Raw genomic sequence first — 18,585 nt, forward strand, 5'->3', positions numbered from 1 at the left:
ACGGGCAGACCCACCCGGTGAGGACCCACGGGCAGACCCACCCGGTGAGGGTCCGCGGGCGACCCGCTCGGTCCGTCGAGCCGCCGGCCGCGTCGGAACCCGACGGGTACCGCCACGACCCGGCCGACCCCACGCCCTCCGTCGGCGGGGTGCCCATGCCGCCCGGGGCCGGGCGGTTGTGGCCGACCGCCCACCGCTTCAAGCGCGGTCGGCGCATCCGGGTCCAGGTCTCCAGCGGCGCCTTCCCGCGCTACGCCCGCAACCCCGGCACCGGCGAACCCCTCGCCACCGCCACGACGCTGCGGGCGGCCGGCCGGAGAGTCCAGCACGGTCCGGAGCATCCCTCGGCGGTGATCCTGCCGGTGCGCGCGGCCTCGTAAGCAGAGCGACTCCCTGAGAACAAAATTGTTGACAATCCTGTTGGCCTAGATTTACGTTCGACAGGCACTCACTCAGGGAGGGCACGATGCAGGAGGAAGCCCGTCCGGGCACCGGAGAGCAGGCCAAACAGCTCGCGTTGGCGAAGCTGCGGCAGGCGATCCTGCACGGCGAGATGGCACCGGCCCAGCGGCTGGTGGAGAACGAGCTTGCCGAGCAGTTCGGTGTGACACGGGCCAGCATCCGCGCGGCACTGATCGATCTGGAGGCCGAGGGGCTGGTCGAGCGGATCCGCAACCGGGGCTCGCGGGTGCGGGTGGTGACCGTCGAGGAAGCGGTCGCCATCAGCGAGTGCCGCATGGTCCTGGAAGGGCTGTGCGCGGCGAAGGCGGCCACCCTGGCCACCGACGACCAGCTGACCGAGCTGGCCGACATCGGCACGGCGATGACCAAGGCCGTGGCCGACGGCGAGCCGGTGACGTACTCCGAACTCAACCAGCGACTGCACGCCAGGATCCGGGAGATCTCCGGTCAGCAGGTGGCGGTGGAGCTGCTGGAGCGGCTCAACGCCCAGCTGGTGCGCCACCGTTTCCAGCTCGCGCTGCGGCCGGGACGGCCCCAGCACTCCCTGAGTGAACACCTGGCCATGATCGAGACGATCACGGCGAGGGACCCGCAGGCGGCCGAAGAGGCCGTCCGCGCCCACCTCACGAGCGTGATCACCGCGCTGCGCGAATAGCCGCGCCGCGCACGACGCTCCGGGGTGGGCAGACAGGCCTGTTCGGCCTGTCCGGTCTGTCCACCGAGGAGAACTGACACATGACCGACGGCACGGCGCCCGCCACCGCGCCACCACGATCGACACTCGTCATCACCGCGCACGCGGGAGACTTCGTGTGGAGGGCCGGCGGCGCCATGGCCCTGGCGGCCTCGCGCGGTGAGCGGGTCACCATCGCCTGTCTGACCTTCGGCGAACGCGGCGAGTCCGCCAAGGCCTGGCGCGAGGGCCGGAAGCTCGACGAGATCAAGGCGATCCGCCGGGAGGAGGCCGAGAAGGCCGCCGCCACCCTCGGCGCCCGGATCGTCTTCTTCGACGCCGGCGACTACCCGCTGATCGGCACCCCCGAACTCACCGACCGGCTGGTCTCCGTCTACCGCGCGGCCCAGCCGGACGCCGTCCTCACCCACCCCCTGGAGGACCCCTACAACGGCGACCACCCGGCCGCCGCCCGTATGGCCCTGGACGCCCGCGTGCTCGCCCAGGCCATCGGCTACCCCGCCGAGGGCGAGATCATCGGTGCCCCGCCGGTGTTCTTCTTCGAGCCGCACCAGCCCGAGATGTGCGGCTTCAAGCCCGAGGTCCTCCTCGACATCACCGAGGTCTGGGAGACCAAACGCAAGGCCATGGAGTGCCTCGGCGCCCAGCAGCACCTGTGGGACTACTACACCGACCTCGCCGTACGCCGCGGCGTCCAGCTCAAGCGCAACGCGGGCCCCAACCTGGGCCTCGCCCACAGGACCATGGCCGAGGCGTACATGCGCCCCTACCCGCAGGTCACGGGGGTGCTGGACTGATGGGCGGCGTGATCGTCACCAACCCGCCGAAGGCGAACGCCGAGGACGTCGAGGCGATCGCCCGGTACGGGGTCGCCACCGTCCACGAGGCCATGGGCCGCACGGGCCTGCTCGGCACCCACCTCCGCCCGATCCAGCGGGACACCCGGATCGCCGGCACCGCCGTCACGGTCCTCTCCTGGCCCGGCGACAACCTCATGATCCACGCGGCCGTCGAGCAGTGCGGCGAGGGTGACATCCTCGTCGTCACCACCACCTCTCCCTCCACCGACGGCATGTTCGGCGAACTCTTCGCCACCGCGCTCCAGCGGCGCGGCGTACGCGGCCTGGTCATCAACGCGGGCATCCGGGACACCGCCGAACTGCGCGCGATGAACTTCCCCGCCTGGGCCGCCGCCGTCAGCCCCCAGGGCACCGTCAAGGCCACCGGCGGCTCCGTCAACGTCCCCGTGGCCATCGGCGGCCGGCTCGTCCGCGCCGGCGACGTGATCCTCGCCGACGACGACGGCGTCGTGGTCGTCCCCCGCGAGCGGGCGCGCCGGACGGCCGAGGCCTCCGAGGCCCGCGAACAGAAGGAGGCCGCCTCCCGCGCCGCCTTCCTCGACGGCCAACTCGGCCTGGACCGCTACGGGTTGCGCGAGACCCTCGTACGCCTCGGGGTGACCTACCGGTCCTACGAGGAGTACGAGGGCGAGGAGGCCGGGCCGTGAAGCCGCACGAGGTGTGCGTCGGCACCTCCGCCTCGGCCGTCCGGTTCGCCATGGAGCGGGTCCGGGTCGTGACGCCCTGCAAGGTGTACGTCGGCGAGGGGGCCCAGCCGTGAGCGGGTGGCCCGAGGGGGTCCGCTGCATGCTGTTGCGCGGCGGCACCTCCAAGGGCGCCTACTTCCTCGCCGAGGACCTGCCCGCCGACCCGGCGGCCCGGGACGACCTGCTGCTGCGCGTCATGGGCAGCCCCGACCCGCGCCAGATCGACGGCCTGGGCGGGGCCCACCCCCTGACCAGCAAGGTCGCCGTGGTGTCGGCCTCGGCCGACCCCGAGGCCGACATCGACTATCTGTTCCTCCAAGTGGGCGTCGAAAAGCCCGAGGTGAGCCACCGTCAGAACTGCGGCAACCTGCTCGCCGGGGTCGGCCCGTTCGCCGTCGAGCGCGGACTGGTGACCGCCGGCGAGCCGGAGACCTCCGTACGCATCCGCATGCTCAACTCCGGTGACCTCGCCGTCGCCGGCTTCCCCACCCCCGGCGGCCGGATCGCGGTCACCGGGGACGCCGAGATCTCCGGGGTGCCGGGGACGGCCGCGCCCGTGGTGATCGAGTTCCCGAGGCGCGGCAGCCCGCTGCTGCCCACCGGCAACGCCCGTGATGTCGTCGCCGGCATGGAGGTCACCTGCGTGGACAACGGCATGCCGACCGTCCTGATCCCCGCCACCGCCCTCGAGGTCACCGGCTACGAGGCACCCAAGGATCTGGAGGAGGACCCGGCCCTCGCCGGCCGGCTGCGGGAGATCAGGCTGGCGGCGGGCCGGTTGATGGGCCTCGGCGATGTCGAGCACACCACCGTGCCCAAGCTCAGCCTGCTCGCGCCGCCCCGGAACGGCGGCGCGGTCACCACCCGCACCTTCATACCGGTGCGCTGCCACACCTCCATCGGCGTGCTGGGCGCCGCGAGCGTGGCGGCCGGGCTGCGCGTCGCCGGGGGAGTGGGCGAAGGAATAGCCCAACTCCCCGCCACCGGTGACCGATTGCGCATCGAGCACCCCACCGGCTTCCTCGACATCGAGAGCGGTGTGACGTACGGCCCCGACGGCAGCCCCTCGGTGAGCCGCACCGCCGTCGTCCGTACCGCCCGCAAGATCTTCGACGGCACGGTCTTCCCCCGGCCGGCCGACCCCTCTTCCCGTTCCTAAGGAGTCACCGATGACCCCGCCGCTCGGCGACATCGCCCACCTCGGGCATGTCGAACTGCTCACCCCCGACCTCGACCGCAGCCTCTGGTTCTTCACCGAGATCCTGGGACTGACCGAGAACGGCCGCTCCGGCGGCTCGGTCCACCTGCGGACCTGGGACGACTACGAGCACCACAGCCTGACCCTCACCGCCCACCCCACCAACGGCATCCGCCGCACCGCCCTGCGCGCCTCCAGTGAGGAGGCCCTGCGACGCCGGGTCAAGGAGCTGGAGAACACCGGGCGCGCGGGCCGCTGGGTCGAGGACGAACCCGGCATCGGCCCGCTGTACGTCACCACCGATCCCGACGGCCACGAGGTCGCCCTGTACTGGGAGAGCGAGTGGTACGAGGCCCCGGCCGACCTCAGGCCGGGCCTGAAGAACCAGCCCCAGGCCAAGCCCGGCCACGGTGTGGGCGTACGCCGCCTCGACCATGTCAACTTCCTCGCCTCCGACGTCGGGGCGAACGCCGCCTTCACCCGCGAGGTCCTCGGCGCCCGCCCCACCGAACAGATCGTCCTCGACACCGGGAAGGTCGCCGCCCAGTGGCTGACCTTCACCAACAAGTCGTACGACGTCGTCTACACCGAGGACTGGACCGGCTCGCGCGGCCGTCTGCACCACATCGCGTTCGCCACCGACACCCGCGAGGACATCCTGCGGGCCGCCGATCTCTGCCTCGACCAGAGCGTGTTCATCGAGACGGGCCCGCACAAGCACGCCATCCAGCAGACGTTCTTCCTCTACGTCTACGAACCGGGCGGCAACCGCGTCGAACTGTGCAACCCGCTCACCCGGCTGGTGCTGGCCCCCGACTGGCCGCTCATCACCTGGACCCAGGCGGAGCGCGCCAAGGGCCAGGCGTGGGGTCTGAAGACCATCGAGTCGTTCCATACGCACGGCACCCCGCCGGTCGACTGACGGGTTCCGCTGACGGACGCCGCTCCGAGAGATGGTGAGCTTGATTGTCGCCAAGATGGTTGACAAAAGCGTTGACCCTCCCGGGGGCGGCTGCCTGGCGTCTGGCTCCCCCCGAGTTCATGGTCTTCATCGGCATCGCCTCCCTGCGCACCTTCCGCCCCCCGCAGAGCGCCCCCGAGAAGTCCCTGTCACCGACCGCCCGAACGCCGAGCGGAGGGCCGACCCGTGGATCCCGGCCGGCCCTCTCGCCATGCGGTGCGGCACGGAGGGTCGCGCTACGCCGCCTCCGCGCCGCCGGTCACGGACGGCCGCCCTGCACCGCCCCCTTGTCGAACGCCCGCCGCACCTGCTCCGCGATCACCGGGTACACCTCGCGAGCCTTGTCCTCGTCCGTGCTGTCGTAGCCGTGGTCGGCCCCGGCGACATCGTGGTGGCCGACCAGCGAGCCGGCCGTGCGGAGCCGGTCGGCGTAGGCCACGCCCTCCGCCTTGAGGAGGTCGTACTCGGCGGTGACGACGAAGGCCGGGGCGATGCCCTTGAGGTCGGCGGTGTCCGAGGGGTGCGCGGGCGAGGCGAGGCGGTCGGCGCGCTGCTTCGGGTCGGGGATGTACGCGCTGTCGAAGACGTCCGCCATCCACGGGCGCAGCATCGGCTTGGCGATGGCGGCCCGCTTGTCGCGGGCGCCGGTGGCGAGGTCGAGCGGCGGGTAGTGCAGGACCTGGAGGGCGATCGAGGGGCCGCCCTCCTCCAGGGCCTGGCGCGCCGCCGCGGCCGCGAGTCCGCCGCCGGCGCTCTGACCGCCCACCGAGAGCCGGCCGCCGTCCCAGCCGTGCTCGCCCCCGTGCTCGGCGGCCCACTTGACGACCTCGTAGGCCTGGCGGGGCGGGGCGGGGAAGGGGTGCTGCGGAGCGACCACGTAGTCCACGTTGAGCACGGCCACACCCGCCTCCACCGCTATGCACCGGCACAGGGGGTCGTCCAGCTCGATCTGCGGCATGACGTAGCCGCCGCCGTGGAAGTTGACGTGGACCGGCGGGGGAGCGCCCTCGGCGTCGGCGGGCAGATACAGCACGGCGCGGGCCGGGCCGAAGGCGGTGGGGACGGTCAACTCGCGGGTGGTGCAGACGTATTCGGGGAGACGGGCGAGCCAGGAGGCGGTGGAACCGCGTCCACTGGCTCGCCGGTTCGCCAGCGCTTGGAGGCGCTGCATCGCCGTGGCCGCGAAGGCGGCCACCGCCGGGCGGGCGAGAAAGGACATGGGAGGCTCCATTCGGTCCGAGGACGCTGCCCGAGCGATGAATTTACTTGAGTCAGGCAACAAGATGGTAAAGTAAGGCCCATGTCCCCATCACCGCTACCCTCCGACCCCGCCTCCCCGGAAGTGATCGAGATCGAGCGAGCCCTCACTCGCATCACCTACCTCAGCACCCGGGCCCGGGCGCACGAGCGCCTGATGAGCCTGGCGGGCGTACCGCTGGACCGTGCCGCCGTCGCCCTGCTGCGGCAGATCGCCGACTCCGAGCCGCTGCGCCCGGGGGAGCTGGCCAACCGACTCGGCGTCGAGGCCTCCCATGTCACCCGCCAGGTCCAGCAGCTCCAGAAGTCCGGCTACGTCACCCGCGTACCCGACCCGGACGACCGCCGCGCCCAGCGCATCGAGCTGACCTCCGTCGGTCAGGAGGCCATCGGCCGTATCCGCGAAGCGGGTGTCCGTGGGATGCAGATGGCGCTGTCCGACTGGTCGCCCGAGGAGCTCCAGCAGCTCGCCGGGCTCTTCCACCGGATGGTGGACGACTTCCTCGCCCACGCCAACGACCTCGTGGAGCAGGAGCCCACGGGCTCGGTCCAGGCCGGCTGACCGTCTCCGACGGCTCGCGCGAGCAGCCCCGGCCCGCCGCCCGGGCCGGGGCTCCGTGTTCGTCCGGGATCGTCAGGCGGAGTAACCGAGCTGCTTCCGTATGTACGGCGTCATCAGCGTCTTGGCCTTCGCGAGCGTGGAGGTGCGGGCGCCGAGCACGGCGATCTCGCCGCCCGGCACGGGGATCAGGGTGATTCCGTCGGCCGGGCCGAGGGGCACGATCAGCGGGGTCCGCTGGATCGGCCGGTAGAGGCGCGGTTCCTTGCGGTGTTTGCCCGAACTCCCCAGATAGGTGCGGATGTTGTGGGCGGCGATGTCCGCCTGGGCGATCGCGACGGGAGAGATCTTCAGCTCGGTGACGTCGTTCACGTCACCGACCGCGAACACGTCGAGCCGCCCGTCGACCCGCAGTGTCCGGTCGACCTTGATCTGCCCGGCGGCGTTCAGCCAATCCCCGTGCCCGGCCAGCCGCAGCCAGAGCGTGTTCGGCGTGGTGCCGGTGGCCCAGAAGGAGAGGTCGGCCTCGATGAGGTTGCCCCGGCCGTCCCGGTAGGTGCCGTAGTCGGCCCCGGGGGAGATGAACGAGTCCAGACGCACCTCCACGTCATGGGACTCCAGCCAGGTCAGGGCCCGCCGCCCGGCCCGCTTGCTGCCCGTGGAGTTGAGCAGCGTCGGCCCGGCGTGCGCGAGCGTGACCCGGGCGTCCGGCCGGGCCAGCCGGATCTCGGCGGCCAGCTCCACACCGCCCGGCCCGCCGCCGACGATCAGCACGTGCTCGGCTGCCGCCACGCTCTCCTGGTGCGCGGCGAACGTCTTGGCCGCCTCCTCGGTGGTCGTGCCCAGGAAACGGGCCGGCTCCGGGTAGTCCGCACCGGTCGCGATCACCACCACGTCGTACGGCAGCCGCTCGCCCGTGGCGAGCTTCACCTGCCGCTCACCGGTGTCGATGTCGATCGCCTTGCCCACCACCACACGGCCGTTGCGCAGCAGCCGGTCGTAGGGGATGAAGGGCGTCGTCGTCCATGCCTCGTGCACACCGGCACGGAGCGAGGCGATGCGGTGGAAGAAGACTTCTTTGCGGTCCACGAGGGTGACCCGTGCGACCTCGTCCAGCTGTTTGGCGAGGCGAATGCCCCCGTATCCGCCGCCGATCACGATTACTTCGCCGTCAAGCACACCGATTCTCCTGTGCTGTGTGGGGGGAGAGAATGATGAGCCTAACGCTTGAAACTTAAAGCTACGGGCGGGCTTTGTGCTTGTTGTGTGAAGCGACGACGGACGACACGAGTCACCGTCCCAGCGCTCCGCTGGTCGCACCAAGTCCCCTCAGGGCCTGCCTAGGCTGGTCCCGTGACCGACAACGACCGGCCCCTCGCCGTATTCGACCTGGACAACACCCTCGCCGACACCGCGCACCGGCAACGGTTCCTGGAGGTGAAGCCGCGCGACTGGGACGGGTTCTTCGCCGCAGCCCCGCAGGACCCGCCGCTCGCCGAGGGCATCGCGCTGGCGCGGGAGAGCGCCGAGGACTGCGAGGTCATGTATCTGACCGGGCGACCCGAGCGGTGCCGCCGCGACACCGTCGACTGGCTCGCCGCCCATGGCCTGCCCGAGGGGCGGATCTGGATGCGCCGCGACAACGACCGCAGGCCCGCCCGCCGCACCAAACTGGAGATCCTCCGCCGACTCGCCCGCGCCCGCGAGATCCGCGTCCTCGTCGACGACGACGAACTGGTCTGCGAGGACGCGGAGCGGGCGGGCTTCACGGTCGTACGGGCGCGCTGGGCCGCCGCCTCCGCCGCGCTGAAGGTGGCGCAGGAGCGGGAAGGGCGGACCTGAGCGCGCCCGGCGGGAACCGGTCTGTCCCGAGTGCTCGTCGCAGCCGGCCGGTCCCGAGTGCTCGTCGCAGCCGGTCAGCTCCGCGCTCGTCGCGGCCGTTCGGTCAGTCGCCGTCCTCCAGCCGGAAGCCGACCTTCATGCCGACCTGGTAGTGCGCGATCTGCCCGTTCTCGATGTGCCCCCGGACCTGCGTCACCTCGAACCAGTCCAGGTGGCGCAGCGTCTGGGCGGCGCGGGCGATGCCGTTGCGGACGGCGTGGTCGACGCTCTCGCCCGAACTGCCGACGATCTCGGTGACTCGGTAGGTGTGGTCGGACATGCGGGTTCTCCTTGTCGCGTGCTCCGCCGTGGCCGGTTCGCCACACGTCATTCCACGGTGCCTCAGAGTCCGACGGTCCGCGAGACGTCGGGTTTCCCGCCCCCGCCGCCCCTACCCGGCGGCGGGGGCGGAGAACCCGTCACGCCACTCTGCTCAACGACAGCGCGAACCGGCCCTCCCCGTCCGTCCACCAGTGGGACAACTCCAGCCCGGTGGCGGCAAGTTCGGCCCCCACGCCCTCCCTCCGGAACTTCGCGGACACCTCGGTCCGCAGCTCCTCACCGGCCCCGAAATCGACCGCTAGGTCCAGCGCGGGGATCTTCACGGTCTGGGCCGTACGGGACCGCAGCCGCATCTCGATCCACTCGCACTCGGCGTCCCAGAGGGCCACATGGTCGAAGGCGTCGGGGTCGAAGTCCGCCCCCAGCTCCCGGTCGACCACGTTCAGCACGTTCTTGTTGAACTCGGCCGTCACCCCGGCCGCGTCGTCGTACGCCGCGACCAGCACCGCCTCGTCCTTGACCAGGTCCGTGCCCAGCAGCAGCGCGTCACCGGGCGCCAGCAGCGCGCGGACGGCGCCCAGGAACGCGGCCCGCTCCACGGGCAGCAGATTGCCGATCGTGCCGCCGAGGAACGCCACCAGGCGCGGCCCCGGCGTCTCGGGCAGTTCCAGCCCGGCGGTGAAGTCGGCGATCAGGGCGTGCACGTTCAGCCCCGGCCGCTCGGCGATCAGCGCCTCACCCGCCTGCCGCAACGCGCTCTCGCTGACGTCGACCGGCACGTAGGTGTGCAGGTGGGGCATCGCGTCCAGCAGGTGCCGGGTCTTGTCGGAGGAGCCGGAACCCAGCTCCACCAGGGTCCGCGCACCGCTCGCCGCGGCGATCTCGCCCGCCCGGTCGACGAGGATCTCGCGCTCGGCGCGGGTCGGGTAGTACTCGGGCAACTCGGTGATCTTCTCGAACAGTTCACTGCCGCGGACGTCGTAGAACCACTTCGGCGGCAGCGTCTTCGGGGTGTGGGTCAGACCGTTCAGGACGTCGGCGCGCAGAGCCGCGTCGGTGGCGTCCTCGGGGAGGGTGCGGGTGAGGAGGAACGGGCTCACGCAGAAGGCTCCTTCGGCGGTACGGGGGCCGTGTCGTCGTCGTGCGGGCGGGTGTGTTCCTCCAGCTCCTTGAGCGGGGTGAGCAGGACGTCCGTACGGCTCGCCGCGAGCAGCGTCCGGTCGGGCACCTCCACCCAGTGGGGATCGTCGTCGTACGGCTCGGACGCCACGACCGTGCTGCGGCCGGGCTCGGCGAGATACCAGAGGGTGTCGCCCCAGGCTGTCGCGGCGATGGTGTCGCCGTTGGTGAGCAGCAGGTTGAGCCGGGACCCGGGGGCCGCCCGGGCGACCTCCAGAACCGTGTCGGCCAGCGCCTGGCTCTCATCGTCGCCGGCGCGCAGCCGGTTCAGGACCAGGGCCCACACGAGCGCGGAGTCGTTGCGGGCCTCCATCGACAGCACCTCGACGGCGGGCAGTTCGGCGGCGAGCGGCGCCAGGGACCGGGGCCACCCGGCGACCGCCCCGTTGTGGCTGAACAGCCAGGGCCCGGCGGCGTACGGCGCCGCAGCGGCCTCGTTGTCCGCCCCCGGCACCGTGGCGTCCCGCACGGCGGCGAGCAGCGCCCCCGTACGGACCACCCGGGCGAGGTCCGTGAAGGACAGGTCGCCCCAGATGGGCCCGGAACGCCGGTACCGCCCCGGCACCGCGTCCCCCTCGGCGTACCAACCGACCCCGAAACCATCGGCGTTGACCGTCCCGTACCGCTGCCGCCGGGGCGCCCACGACTGCCGGAACAGACTGTGCGGCGGGTCCACGAGGACCCTGCCCAGCGGCGACTCCGGGCCCAGGAAAGCGATATGACGACACATCAGACGACCTCCGGAGAAGCGTCCCGGGCCGTGCGGAACCCGCTGAAGATCTGCCGCCGGATCGGATAGTCCCAGTTGCGGAACGTCCCCCGGCACGCCACCTGGTCCACGGCGAACGAACCACCGCGCAGCACCTTGTGCTCGGGGCCGAAGAACACCTCCGAGTACTCCTTGTACGGGAACGCCGTGAACCCCGGGTAGGGCAGGAAGTCGCTCGCCGTCCACTCCCACACATCACCGATCAACTGCCGTACACCGAGCGGCGATTCGCCCGCCGGACAGCTGCCGATGGGCGCCGGACGCAGATGCCGCTGTCCCAGGTTGGCGTGCTCGGGCGTCGGGTCGGCGTCGCCCCACGGGTAGCGGGTCGAGCGGCCGGTGACCGGGTCGTGCCGGGCGGCCTTCTCCCACTCGGCCTCCGTGGGCAGCCGGCGCCCCGCCCAGCGGGCGTACGCGTCGGCCTCGTACCAGCACACGTGCAGCACCGGCTCGTCGGCCGGTACGACCTCGGTGACGCCGAAGCGCCGCCGCAGCCACTGCCGGCCGTCGCGCCGCCAGAACAGCGGCGCGTGGATGCCGTGCGCACGGATGTGGTCCCAGCCCTCGGCCGTCCACCAGCGTTCGTCGTCGTAGCCGCCGTCGTCGATGAACGCCTGGTACGCGCCGTTCGTCACCGGTGTGGTGTCGATGTGGAACGCGGGGATGATCCGCCGGTGCGCGGGCCGCTCGTTGTCCAGCGCCCACGGCTCGGTCGAGGTGCCCATCACGAACTCCCCGCCGGGCACCAGGACTTCGGCGGGTCCCGTGAACAACGGGACGGGCTCGGGGTCCGGCGCCGACAGCACGGCGGGCCCCTTGCGGAGCTGATGGGTGATCAGCATCGTCTCGTCATGCTGCTGTTCGTGCTGGGCGATCATGCCGAAGGCGAAGCCCGCGTCGGTGAGCCGGGTGCCGTGGAAGTCGGCGCTCTCCAGCACGTCGAGCGCCCGGCCGCGCACCTCGCGCAGATACTGCCGGGCCTCTTCCGGCGCCAGCAGCGGCAGCGAGGGCCGCTCGGCGCGCGGGTGCTCGAAGGCGTCGTACAGCCCGTCGATCTCGGGCCGCATCGCCTCCCGCCCGGCGACGTTCCGCAGCAGCCACAGCTCCTCCTGGTTGCCGATGTGGGCGAGGTCCCACACCAGCGGGGACATCAGCGGCGAGTGCTGAGCGGTGAGGTCGGGTTCGTCGACGGCGGTGGTCAGGAGCGCGGTGCGGGCACGGGCCGTGGTGAGCGCCGCCAGCGCGCGCTCCCGGAGTATGTCGGGGTCGGCGTCGGTCGTCGGGGCCGGCGTCTCGGGCGCGGTCATGCGGGGATGTCCTTCCCGTGGAACAGGTCGAGCAGATCGTCGGCGGGGCAGCGGCCCCGGGCCACATAGCGGTCGATGTACGCCGCGACCGCGTCCCGCACTTCGGCACTCGCGCCGAGCCGGGGCAGCGCCTCGGCCGCCGCGGCGAAGCAGACGGCCGCCGCCTCCCGCAGCTCGGGATCGGCCAGGCCGTCACGCGTGGCCGCCTCCCACAGCGGATTGCGCGGTGGCGGCTGCGAACCCGCCCGTTCCGCAAGGGATTTGACGGTCCGATAGGCGATCTCGGCGGCGTCCGGGTCATCGAAGAGCGCCGCCGTCACGGCGAGCGGCACGATCCACCCGTCCTCACCGGGCTGGGCGTCGATCATGCGCAGCTCCAGGTGGCCGCGTGGACGCACCGGCGGGAACAACGTCGTCAGGTGATAGTCGAGGTCGGCCCGGCTCGGCGGGGTGTCGGATCTCGTCCACTCCCGGAACGTCATCGCGCCGGGTACGCCCCAGGGGCCCTCGTCCGCGCGTACGCACATCACCGGCGCGTCCAGCACCGCCTGCGCCCACGCCCCGCGCGGGTCGCCGTCCAGCACCGGGGCGTTGGTACGGGCCGGGTCCATGGCCGCCCACAGCGCCTGTCGGGTCGAACGCCAGCCGGTGACCCGGCCCCGCGCCAGCGGGGAGTGCGCGAACGCGGCCACCAGCACCGCGCCGAGCTGATGCGCCAGCCACCAGCGCCGCTCGTGGCCGAGGGGGCCCGGCTCCTCGTACCCGGCGTCGAGACACACCTGCACCGAGGCCGACGAGCACATCATGGACCGCCCCTCGGGTCCGAAGCGGTCGAGATAGATCTCCATCGCGTCGTACCGGGGCTCGTGGAGATAGCGGGTCGGGGGGTTCCAGGGTTCGTGGCCGAAGCCGCTGATGCCGAGATCCGCCTCGCGCAGCGTGGCGCGTACGGCGGCGAGATCGGCCGAGACGGACCCCACGCACTCCATCAGGGAGGCGGCGGGCGCCGAGCTGAGCTCCAGCTGGCCACCGGGCTCGACGGTCAGCGGTGAGGTCAGGGACAGGGTCCGCAGTGCGGCGTAGGCCGCTTCGAGTCGTGCGGGTGGTGCCGGGAGCCGCGGATCACGCAGCTCGTGGACGTGCCATTCCAGTTCGACACCGAGAGTGCGGGGTGGGCCGGTCTTGAAGCAGATGCCCCGTACCAGGGCCTCCACCTCCGCCTCGGTGACCGCGGAGCGCTGCTCCGTACAGCCACTCGGTGAATCTGACATGTCGGGATCCTCCTGAGATTCCACCATGCCGCCGCTCCGATTCCACTGGGCCTGGAGCGGCAGTGCTCGTCCCACCCAAAACCCTTGCGCCGCTTCCGCACAAGGGTGCACATCGTGGCAATGCGGATCGACGATCTCTGTTTCCGGGAACTTCAGGCACCTCTTCCCGTACCCGTACCGGGCCATTCACATCAGGAAAACCTCGTTGCGGTCACTCACCAGCATCGCCCAGGATGCGTCCATGAGCACGACGGGGAAGCGCACGCGGGCCGTGCTCGCGGCGCACACGGGGATGGCGCCGTGAGCGCGCGCCTACGCGGAATCGCACGGGAGACCGAAGAGATAGTCGCGGCGGGACACTACCGCGCACCCGCAGGCCATGAGGTGTCCCTCGCGGCCGAGGTGGAGGCCGCCCGGGCGGGCACACGGCTGTACGGCCCCGACCCGGTGGCAACGGCGCAGGTCGACCCGGTGAAGTCGACCATCGAGGTCACCGGCGAGAGCAGCCTGGAGGCCGCCCGCCGCCTCACGGCCCCCGACGCCTCCGCAGCCCCCGTGGCCGTCCTCAACTTCTCCTCCGCCCGCAACCCCGGCGGCGGCTATCTGAACGGCGCGCAGGCCCAGGAGGAAGCCCTCTGCCGGGCGTCGGCGCTCTACACCTGTGTCCGTGAGGCCCGGGCCTTCTACGACCACCACCGCACCCACCGCGACCCGTTCTACACCGACCGTGTCATCCACTCACCCGCCGTCCCCGTCTTCCGGGACGACCGGGGAACCCTCCTCGACACCCCCTACACCGCCGGCTTCCTGACCTCCGCGGCGCCGAACGCGTCGGTCGTCCGGCGTACGGTGCCGGAGCGCGCACCCGAACTTCCACGGGCCCTGGCCGCACGCGCGGAACGCGTACTGGAGACGGCGGTGGCTCATGGCTATCGGCGGCTCGTCCTGGGCGCCTGGGGCTGCGGGGTGTTCGGCAACGACCCGACACAGGTGGCGGCGGCGTTCCGGGCCCTGCTCACGGACGGCGGCAGGTTCGAAGGCGATTTCGAGCATGTGGTCTTCGGGGTGCTGGACCGGACGAGGGGAGCGGTGGTCCGGTCGGCTTTCGAGCGAGCGTTCGCAACAGCCGTGCCCCTTTAGGGGCGCGGGGCTGTGACATTCGCGGCTCCGCCGCGTGGGGCGACAAGCCGCCCACGGCCCGCAGACGGCTTACGAGCTACCGCCACCCGTACCGTTCCCGCAACCGGTGCACAACGGAGTTGAACCGCATCCGGTCCAACGCGCACGCCTCCCGCCGCATCCCGCCCTCATACAGCCGCAACACCCGATCCACAGCGACCCAGGAATCCCGCCCGGACCGATCCCACGGCCCGCTCCCGATCGGCACCCACTCCCGATCCCCGTCATGCCGCTTGCTCGACAGCTGAACGGCGAGAAACGTCCCCCGGGGCTCCCGAGCCACCACGAGCACCGGCCGATCCTTCCCGCGCCCGTCGTTCTCCTCGAACGGCACCCACGTCCAGACGATCTCCCCGGGATCGGGATCCCCGTCATGCGCGGGCGAGTACTCGGTACGCACCCGCCCCACCTCACGGGGATCGGCCTCGACGGTGGCGGTGGGGCCGTAACGCCCGGGCACTTCTTGATCAGCGAAGGAAGTCACGGGGTCACGCTAACCCGCGCCCCGCTAGGGGCGCGGGGAACTGCGCGACAAGCCACAATCAACCCGCAGCCGACCACTCACAGTCGGAGTTGCGGCGCTAGGACTCCCTATCGACCTGCACCTTTTCCACCGGCACCCCATTTACCCCTGCCGAGCCGCCGGCAGGCACCGCGTTCTGGTTCATGGACGACAGCAACTGCCGAGCCAGCCCCAGCCCCGTACCCCCCATCGTGAGCGCCTTGGCGAACATGTCCGCCATCCCGTCGGCCCCGTTCAACACCACCATGTTGTCGACGTTCCCGAAGGCGGACGCACCCGCCTGCACGATCTCCGGCCACTGCTCGGCCAGTTGCTGCGCGATCACCGCCTCCTGGTTCTCGGCCAGCGCGGCGGCCCGCGCCTTGATGCCCTCGGCCTCGGCGAGCCCCTTCGCCCGCGTGGCCTCGGCGGCGGCGAGCCCCTTGGCCTGCCGGGCGGCGGCCTCGGCCTCACCGGTGACCTGGGTCGCGGTCGCCTCGGCGGCGGCCGCCAGTTCGGTCTCCTTGGCCTTGGCCTGCGCGGCGGAGATACGGGCGTCGCGCTCGGCCTCGGCGAGGGTGCGCTTCTCGTAGGCCTTGGCGTCCGCGGGCTTGCGGACGTCCGTCTGGAGCTGCTGCTCGCGCCGGGCCGCCACCAGCTCCGCGACCCGGGTCTCCTGGACGACGACCTCCTGCTTGGCGGCCGCCTCGGCGAGCGGTCCGGCCTGTTGGGCCTTCGCCGCGGCGTTGTCCCGCTCTGCCTGGTAGCCGGCCTGGAGGATCTCGCTGTCGCGGGTGGCCTCCGCCATCCGTGCCGCGGCCTGCTGCTCGGCCTCGGTGGCGAGCCGGTTGGCCTCGGCCTGCGCGATCCGGGCGTCGCGCTGGACGGCCGCCGCGTGCGGCATGGCCAGGTTCTTGATGTAGCCGGTCGGATCCTCGATCTCGTGGATCTGCAGTGAGTCGACGATCAGACCCAGCTTCTCCATCTCCGTACCGCACGCCGCCCGGGTCTGGCCGGTCAGCTTGTCGCGGTCGCGGATCATGTCCTCGACCGTCAACCCGCCCACGATGGACCGGAGATGACCGGCGAACACGTTGTGCACCCGCTCCGAGACCCGCTTCTGCTGGTCGAGGAAACGGCGGGCCGCGTTCGCGATGGACACGAAGTCGTCGCCCACCTTGAAGATGACCACACCACGGATCTTCAGCGGAATGCCCTGGTGGGTCACGCAGTCAACGGACAGCTCGGTCTGGTTGAGGTCGAGCGACAGCTTGCGCACCGCCTGCATACCGGGCAGCACCAGCGTGCCGCGCCCGGTGACGATGCGGAAGCCCATGCCCGCCTCCAGGCCCTCCATCTTGTGCTTGGAGCCGGAGATGATCAGCGCCTCGTTGGGTTCGGCGACGCGCCACATCAGTTTGAACAGACCGATCAGTACCAGGACGGCGCCCACGGCCGCCCCCGCGATCATGCCGATGAACATCGGCACACCCCCTCTGCCAGGTGCCCTTTCGGCACCGAACGTCGGGAGTGTCCCGCGCGGCACGGCGGCGGTACAGGTACCGGGGGACCGTTGTTGCAGTCCTGATGCGAATCGGTGTCAGAAGCCCGACAGGCCGACCCGACGGACCGTCAACTGTCGTACGCGGCAGACACATACACCGTGCGCGGCGGCAGATACTCCATCACCATCACGAGCGTCCCCGGCTCGATCCGGTCCTTCGCGGAGGACGGGTAGGCGAGAAAGTGCTCGGCACCGCCCCGCACCCGGACGATCACCTCGCCGACGAGCCCGGGACCGACCGCACCGGTCACCCGTCCCATCAGCCCGACCATCGACGCTTCGTCCATGGTCACAGCGTACGGGTCACATCGCGAGGTCCGAACCCACGCACACGGCAGGGGACTTGCCCCGTACGCGCCGCACGGCCCCGGCTCCCTCACACCGCGGGCGAATCCGCGGCTGCCCGCTGCGGCGGCCACCGTTCGTGCCAGCGCTGGTCCGCCTCCAACTGCGCGGCCAGCGACAGCAGCAGGGGCTCGCTGTTCGCCGGACCGAGCAGCTGCGCGCCCACCGGCAGCCCGCCGTCCACGAATCCCGCCGGGACGTTCACGCCGGGCCAGCCCAGCACGTTCCACGGCCAGGCGTACGGGCAGGCCGCGATCATCGCGCGGTCGGTGCCGAGGCCGCCCAGGTTGAGCATGGAGCCGATGCGCGGTGGGGGAGCTGCGGTCGTGGGCGCCAGCAGTACGTCGTACGAGTCGAAGAGGGCGCCGATCCGCTGGTGGAGCGTGGCTTCCGCTCGGCGGGCCAGCCGCAGGGGCGCCCCGCCGAGCAGCCGGCCGAGGCGGGCGGCGTCGAGGGTGCGGCGGTCGAGGAGGTCCTGCTGGGTGATCGCGCCGACCCGTTCGGCGATTCCGGCGGTGGCGCGCGGGATGAACGTCAGCCCGATCTGCCCGTAGCGCGGCTCCGCCTCCTCCACCACGTGCCCGAGCGCGGCGAGTCGCTCCGCCACCGCGCGGACCCGTTCCCGTACGCGGGGGTCGAGCCGAGCGGGCAGCGCGGTGAACGGCGGCTTCAGGGACAGCGCGATCCTGAGCCGTCCCGGATCGCGCCCCACCGCCTCGGAGGCGTTGATGGCGGTGGGCCGGTGCAGGTCGCCCTCGTGGTTGCCGCTCGCCGCGTCCAGGAGGAGGGCAGCGTCGGCGACCGTGCGGGCGAGGGTGCCGTTGACGGTGATGCCCTGGAAGGACTCCGCGTGCGGCCAGGTCGAGATGCGGCCGCGCTGGGGCTTGATGCCGACGAGATGCGTCCAGGACGCCGGGATGCGCACCGAGCCGGCGCCGTCCGAGCCCAGCGCGGCCGGCACGAGCCCCGCCGCGACGGCCGCCGCCGAACCGCCGGAGGAGCCACCGGGTGTGTGGTCCGGGTGCCAGGGATTGCGGGTGGCTCCGAAGGCCGGCCCCTCGGTGAACGGCCACTGCCCCAGCTCACACGTGTTGGTCTTGCCGACGACGATCGCCCCGGCCGCGCGCAGCCGCCGTACCGCCTCGCCGTCCTCCGGCAGTGAGGGGAACTCGCCCCGGCAGCCGAACGCGGTCGGCTCGCCCGCCACGTCCATGTCGTCCTTCACGGCCACCGGCACCCCGAGCAACGGCCGCCGCCCGCCCGCCGCCAACTCCTGGTCCGCCGCCTCGGCCTCCACCAGCGCCGCCTCGGCCCGCACCCGCCGGAACGCGTTGACCGTCCCCTGACTCGCCTCGATCCGGGCGAGCGTCCGCTCCACGAGCACCCGCGACGTCACCTCCCCCGCGGCCAGCGCACGAGCACACTCCGCCAGACCCGGGACACGGTCGGCAGCCATACGGAACACCTCCGGAAGCAGGTTTTCTACCGAACGGTAACGTCCGCGCGAGTGCTGCGGTACGGGGAGAACGACTTCCCCTGACGGGACCGGCGATTCGCGCTGGGGGCGACGGCGACGGCGACGGCGGTGGCGGCGGCCGGGGCGTCAGTGGAGGCGTTGCGTGGCTTTGC

General features: G+C 71.9%; 20 protein-coding genes. 9 read left to right on the forward strand and 11 right to left on the reverse strand.

Features of this window, described 5'->3' with window-relative positions; all coding sequences use genetic code 11:
- Window positions 1-17 precede the first annotated feature (17 nt).
- From JIX55_RS43195 to JIX55_RS43220, 6 genes are all read left to right on the forward strand, one after another.
- Complete coding sequence (locus JIX55_RS43195) at window positions 18-380, forward strand: CocE/NonD family hydrolase C-terminal non-catalytic domain-containing protein (protein ID WP_257568657.1); 363 nt, start codon at window positions 18-20, stop codon at window positions 378-380.
- An 86-nt stretch (window positions 381-466) separates the two neighbouring features.
- Window positions 467-1,117: a GntR family transcriptional regulator gene (locus tag JIX55_RS43200; protein WP_257568658.1), complete on the forward strand. Its 651-nt coding sequence runs from the start codon at window positions 467-469 to the stop codon at window positions 1,115-1,117.
- An 80-nt stretch (window positions 1,118-1,197) separates the two neighbouring features.
- Window positions 1,198-1,953: a PIG-L deacetylase family protein gene (locus tag JIX55_RS43205; protein WP_257568659.1), complete on the forward strand. Its 756-nt coding sequence runs from the start codon at window positions 1,198-1,200 to the stop codon at window positions 1,951-1,953.
- The gene (locus JIX55_RS43210; protein ID WP_257568660.1) at window positions 1,953-2,663 is read left to right on the forward strand and encodes a 4-carboxy-4-hydroxy-2-oxoadipate aldolase/oxaloacetate decarboxylase; all 711 of its coding nucleotides are present in this window, start codon (window positions 1,953-1,955) and stop codon (window positions 2,661-2,663) included. Before JIX55_RS43205 ends, JIX55_RS43210 begins: the two co-directional genes overlap by 1 nt.
- Before the next feature lie 139 nt (window positions 2,664-2,802).
- Window positions 2,803-3,861, forward strand: a complete 1,059-nt coding sequence (locus JIX55_RS43215; protein WP_443046755.1) for a 4-oxalomesaconate tautomerase — start codon at window positions 2,803-2,805, stop codon at window positions 3,859-3,861.
- 10 nt (window positions 3,862-3,871) lie between these two features.
- The gene (locus JIX55_RS43220) at window positions 3,872-4,822 is read left to right on the forward strand and encodes a catechol 2,3-dioxygenase (RefSeq protein ID WP_257568662.1); all 951 of its coding nucleotides are present in this window, start codon (window positions 3,872-3,874) and stop codon (window positions 4,820-4,822) included.
- Between the two features lie 298 nt (window positions 4,823-5,120).
- Here JIX55_RS43220 and JIX55_RS43225 read toward each other — a convergent pair whose 3' ends face one another.
- Window positions 5,121-6,080, reverse strand: a complete 960-nt coding sequence (locus tag JIX55_RS43225) for an alpha/beta hydrolase (RefSeq protein WP_257568663.1) — start codon at window positions 6,078-6,080, stop codon at window positions 5,121-5,123.
- Window positions 6,081-6,161: 81 nt separating this feature from the next.
- Here JIX55_RS43225 and JIX55_RS43230 point away from each other — a divergent pair, with 81 nt between their 5' ends.
- Window positions 6,162-6,680 (forward strand): MarR family winged helix-turn-helix transcriptional regulator, encoded by a 519-nt coding sequence (locus JIX55_RS43230; RefSeq protein ID WP_257568664.1) that lies wholly within the window; start codon window positions 6,162-6,164, stop codon window positions 6,678-6,680.
- Window positions 6,681-6,752: 72 nt separating this feature from the next.
- On the opposite strand, the gene JIX55_RS43235 is transcribed toward JIX55_RS43230, so the two are convergent.
- The gene (locus JIX55_RS43235) at window positions 6,753-7,856 is read right to left on the reverse strand and encodes an NAD(P)/FAD-dependent oxidoreductase (RefSeq protein WP_257568665.1); all 1,104 of its coding nucleotides are present in this window, start codon (window positions 7,854-7,856) and stop codon (window positions 6,753-6,755) included.
- Window positions 7,857-8,030: 174 nt separating this feature from the next.
- Between JIX55_RS43235 and JIX55_RS43240 the strand changes: the two genes are divergently transcribed.
- Entirely contained in the window at window positions 8,031-8,519 is a 489-nt protein-coding gene (locus JIX55_RS43240) for a phosphatase domain-containing protein (RefSeq protein WP_257568666.1), read from the forward strand.
- Window positions 8,520-8,622: 103 nt separating this feature from the next.
- Here the strand turns inward: JIX55_RS43240 and JIX55_RS43245 are convergent, their stop codons facing one another.
- The 5 genes from JIX55_RS43245 to egtA form a co-directional block, all read right to left on the reverse strand.
- Window positions 8,623-8,838, reverse strand: coding sequence for a dodecin (locus JIX55_RS43245; protein WP_257568667.1), 216 nt, complete (start codon window positions 8,836-8,838; stop codon window positions 8,623-8,625).
- Window positions 8,839-8,977: 139 nt separating this feature from the next.
- Window positions 8,978-9,940: an L-histidine N(alpha)-methyltransferase gene (gene egtD / locus JIX55_RS43250; protein WP_257568668.1), complete on the reverse strand. Its 963-nt coding sequence runs from the start codon at window positions 9,938-9,940 to the stop codon at window positions 8,978-8,980.
- Window positions 9,937-10,749, reverse strand: a complete 813-nt coding sequence (gene egtC, locus JIX55_RS43255) for an ergothioneine biosynthesis protein EgtC (protein ID WP_257568669.1) — start codon at window positions 10,747-10,749, stop codon at window positions 9,937-9,939. The genes egtD and egtC overlap by 4 nt, the downstream gene beginning before the upstream one ends.
- Window positions 10,749-12,095 carry an ergothioneine biosynthesis protein EgtB gene (gene egtB, locus JIX55_RS43260; RefSeq protein ID WP_257568670.1) on the reverse strand — a complete coding sequence of 449 codons (1,347 nt, stop codon included), beginning with the start codon at window positions 12,093-12,095 and terminating at the stop codon, window positions 10,749-10,751. The genes egtC and egtB overlap by 1 nt, the downstream gene beginning before the upstream one ends.
- Complete coding sequence (egtA, locus tag JIX55_RS43265) at window positions 12,092-13,366, reverse strand: ergothioneine biosynthesis glutamate--cysteine ligase EgtA (protein WP_257568671.1); 1,275 nt, start codon at window positions 13,364-13,366, stop codon at window positions 12,092-12,094. The genes egtB and egtA overlap by 4 nt, the downstream gene beginning before the upstream one ends.
- 300 nt (window positions 13,367-13,666) lie before the next feature.
- Here egtA and JIX55_RS43270 point away from each other — a divergent pair, with 300 nt between their 5' ends.
- Window positions 13,667-14,506 (forward strand): TIGR02452 family protein, encoded by an 840-nt coding sequence (locus tag JIX55_RS43270; RefSeq protein ID WP_257568672.1) that lies wholly within the window; start codon window positions 13,667-13,669, stop codon window positions 14,504-14,506.
- A 76-nt stretch (window positions 14,507-14,582) separates the two neighbouring features.
- On the opposite strand, the gene JIX55_RS43275 is transcribed toward JIX55_RS43270, so the two are convergent.
- The 4 genes from JIX55_RS43275 to JIX55_RS43290 form a co-directional block, all read right to left on the reverse strand.
- Window positions 14,583-15,029, reverse strand: coding sequence for a type II toxin-antitoxin system PemK/MazF family toxin (locus JIX55_RS43275; RefSeq protein ID WP_257568673.1), 447 nt, complete (start codon window positions 15,027-15,029; stop codon window positions 14,583-14,585).
- A 97-nt stretch (window positions 15,030-15,126) separates the two neighbouring features.
- Window positions 15,127-16,530, reverse strand: a complete 1,404-nt coding sequence (locus tag JIX55_RS43280) for a flotillin family protein (RefSeq protein ID WP_257568675.1) — start codon at window positions 16,528-16,530, stop codon at window positions 15,127-15,129.
- 149 nt (window positions 16,531-16,679) lie between these two features.
- Window positions 16,680-16,904, reverse strand: a complete 225-nt coding sequence (locus JIX55_RS43285) for a hypothetical protein (protein ID WP_257568676.1) — start codon at window positions 16,902-16,904, stop codon at window positions 16,680-16,682.
- A gap of 83 nt (window positions 16,905-16,987) precedes the next feature.
- The gene (locus JIX55_RS43290; protein ID WP_257568677.1) at window positions 16,988-18,412 is read right to left on the reverse strand and encodes an amidase; all 1,425 of its coding nucleotides are present in this window, start codon (window positions 18,410-18,412) and stop codon (window positions 16,988-16,990) included.
- Between the last annotated feature and the right edge of the window lie 173 nt (window positions 18,413-18,585).

The sequence above is a fragment of the Streptomyces sp. DSM 40750 genome, from assembly GCF_024612035.1.
In the GTDB taxonomy this organism is placed as follows: Bacteria; Actinomycetota; Actinomycetes; order Streptomycetales; family Streptomycetaceae; genus Streptomyces.

Coding starts and splice junctions, on each gene's coding strand:
- egtA (WP_257568671.1), bottom strand. CDS start 13,366: ATGTCAGATTCACCGAGTGGCTGTACGGAGCAGCGCTCCGCGGTCACC.
- JIX55_RS43220 (WP_257568662.1), top strand. CDS start 3,872: ATGACCCCGCCGCTCGGCGACATCGCCCACCTCGGGCATGTCGAACTG.
- JIX55_RS43290 (WP_257568677.1), bottom strand. CDS start 18,412: ATGGCTGCCGACCGTGTCCCGGGTCTGGCGGAGTGTGCTCGTGCGCTG.
- egtB (WP_257568670.1), bottom strand. CDS start 12,095: ATGACCGCGCCCGAGACGCCGGCCCCGACGACCGACGCCGACCCCGAC.
- JIX55_RS43230 (WP_257568664.1), top strand. CDS start 6,162: ATGTCCCCATCACCGCTACCCTCCGACCCCGCCTCCCCGGAAGTGATC.
- JIX55_RS43210 (WP_257568660.1), top strand. CDS start 1,953: ATGGGCGGCGTGATCGTCACCAACCCGCCGAAGGCGAACGCCGAGGAC.
- JIX55_RS43280 (WP_257568675.1), bottom strand. CDS start 16,530: ATGTTCATCGGCATGATCGCGGGGGCGGCCGTGGGCGCCGTCCTGGTA.
- JIX55_RS43245 (WP_257568667.1), bottom strand. CDS start 8,838: ATGTCCGACCACACCTACCGAGTCACCGAGATCGTCGGCAGTTCGGGC.
- JIX55_RS43225 (WP_257568663.1), bottom strand. CDS start 6,080: ATGTCCTTTCTCGCCCGCCCGGCGGTGGCCGCCTTCGCGGCCACGGCG.
- JIX55_RS43200 (WP_257568658.1), top strand. CDS start 467: ATGCAGGAGGAAGCCCGTCCGGGCACCGGAGAGCAGGCCAAACAGCTC.
- egtC (WP_257568669.1), bottom strand. CDS start 10,749: ATGTGTCGTCATATCGCTTTCCTGGGCCCGGAGTCGCCGCTGGGCAGG.
- JIX55_RS43205 (WP_257568659.1), top strand. CDS start 1,198: ATGACCGACGGCACGGCGCCCGCCACCGCGCCACCACGATCGACACTC.
- JIX55_RS43215 (WP_443046755.1), top strand. CDS start 2,803: ATGCTGTTGCGCGGCGGCACCTCCAAGGGCGCCTACTTCCTCGCCGAG.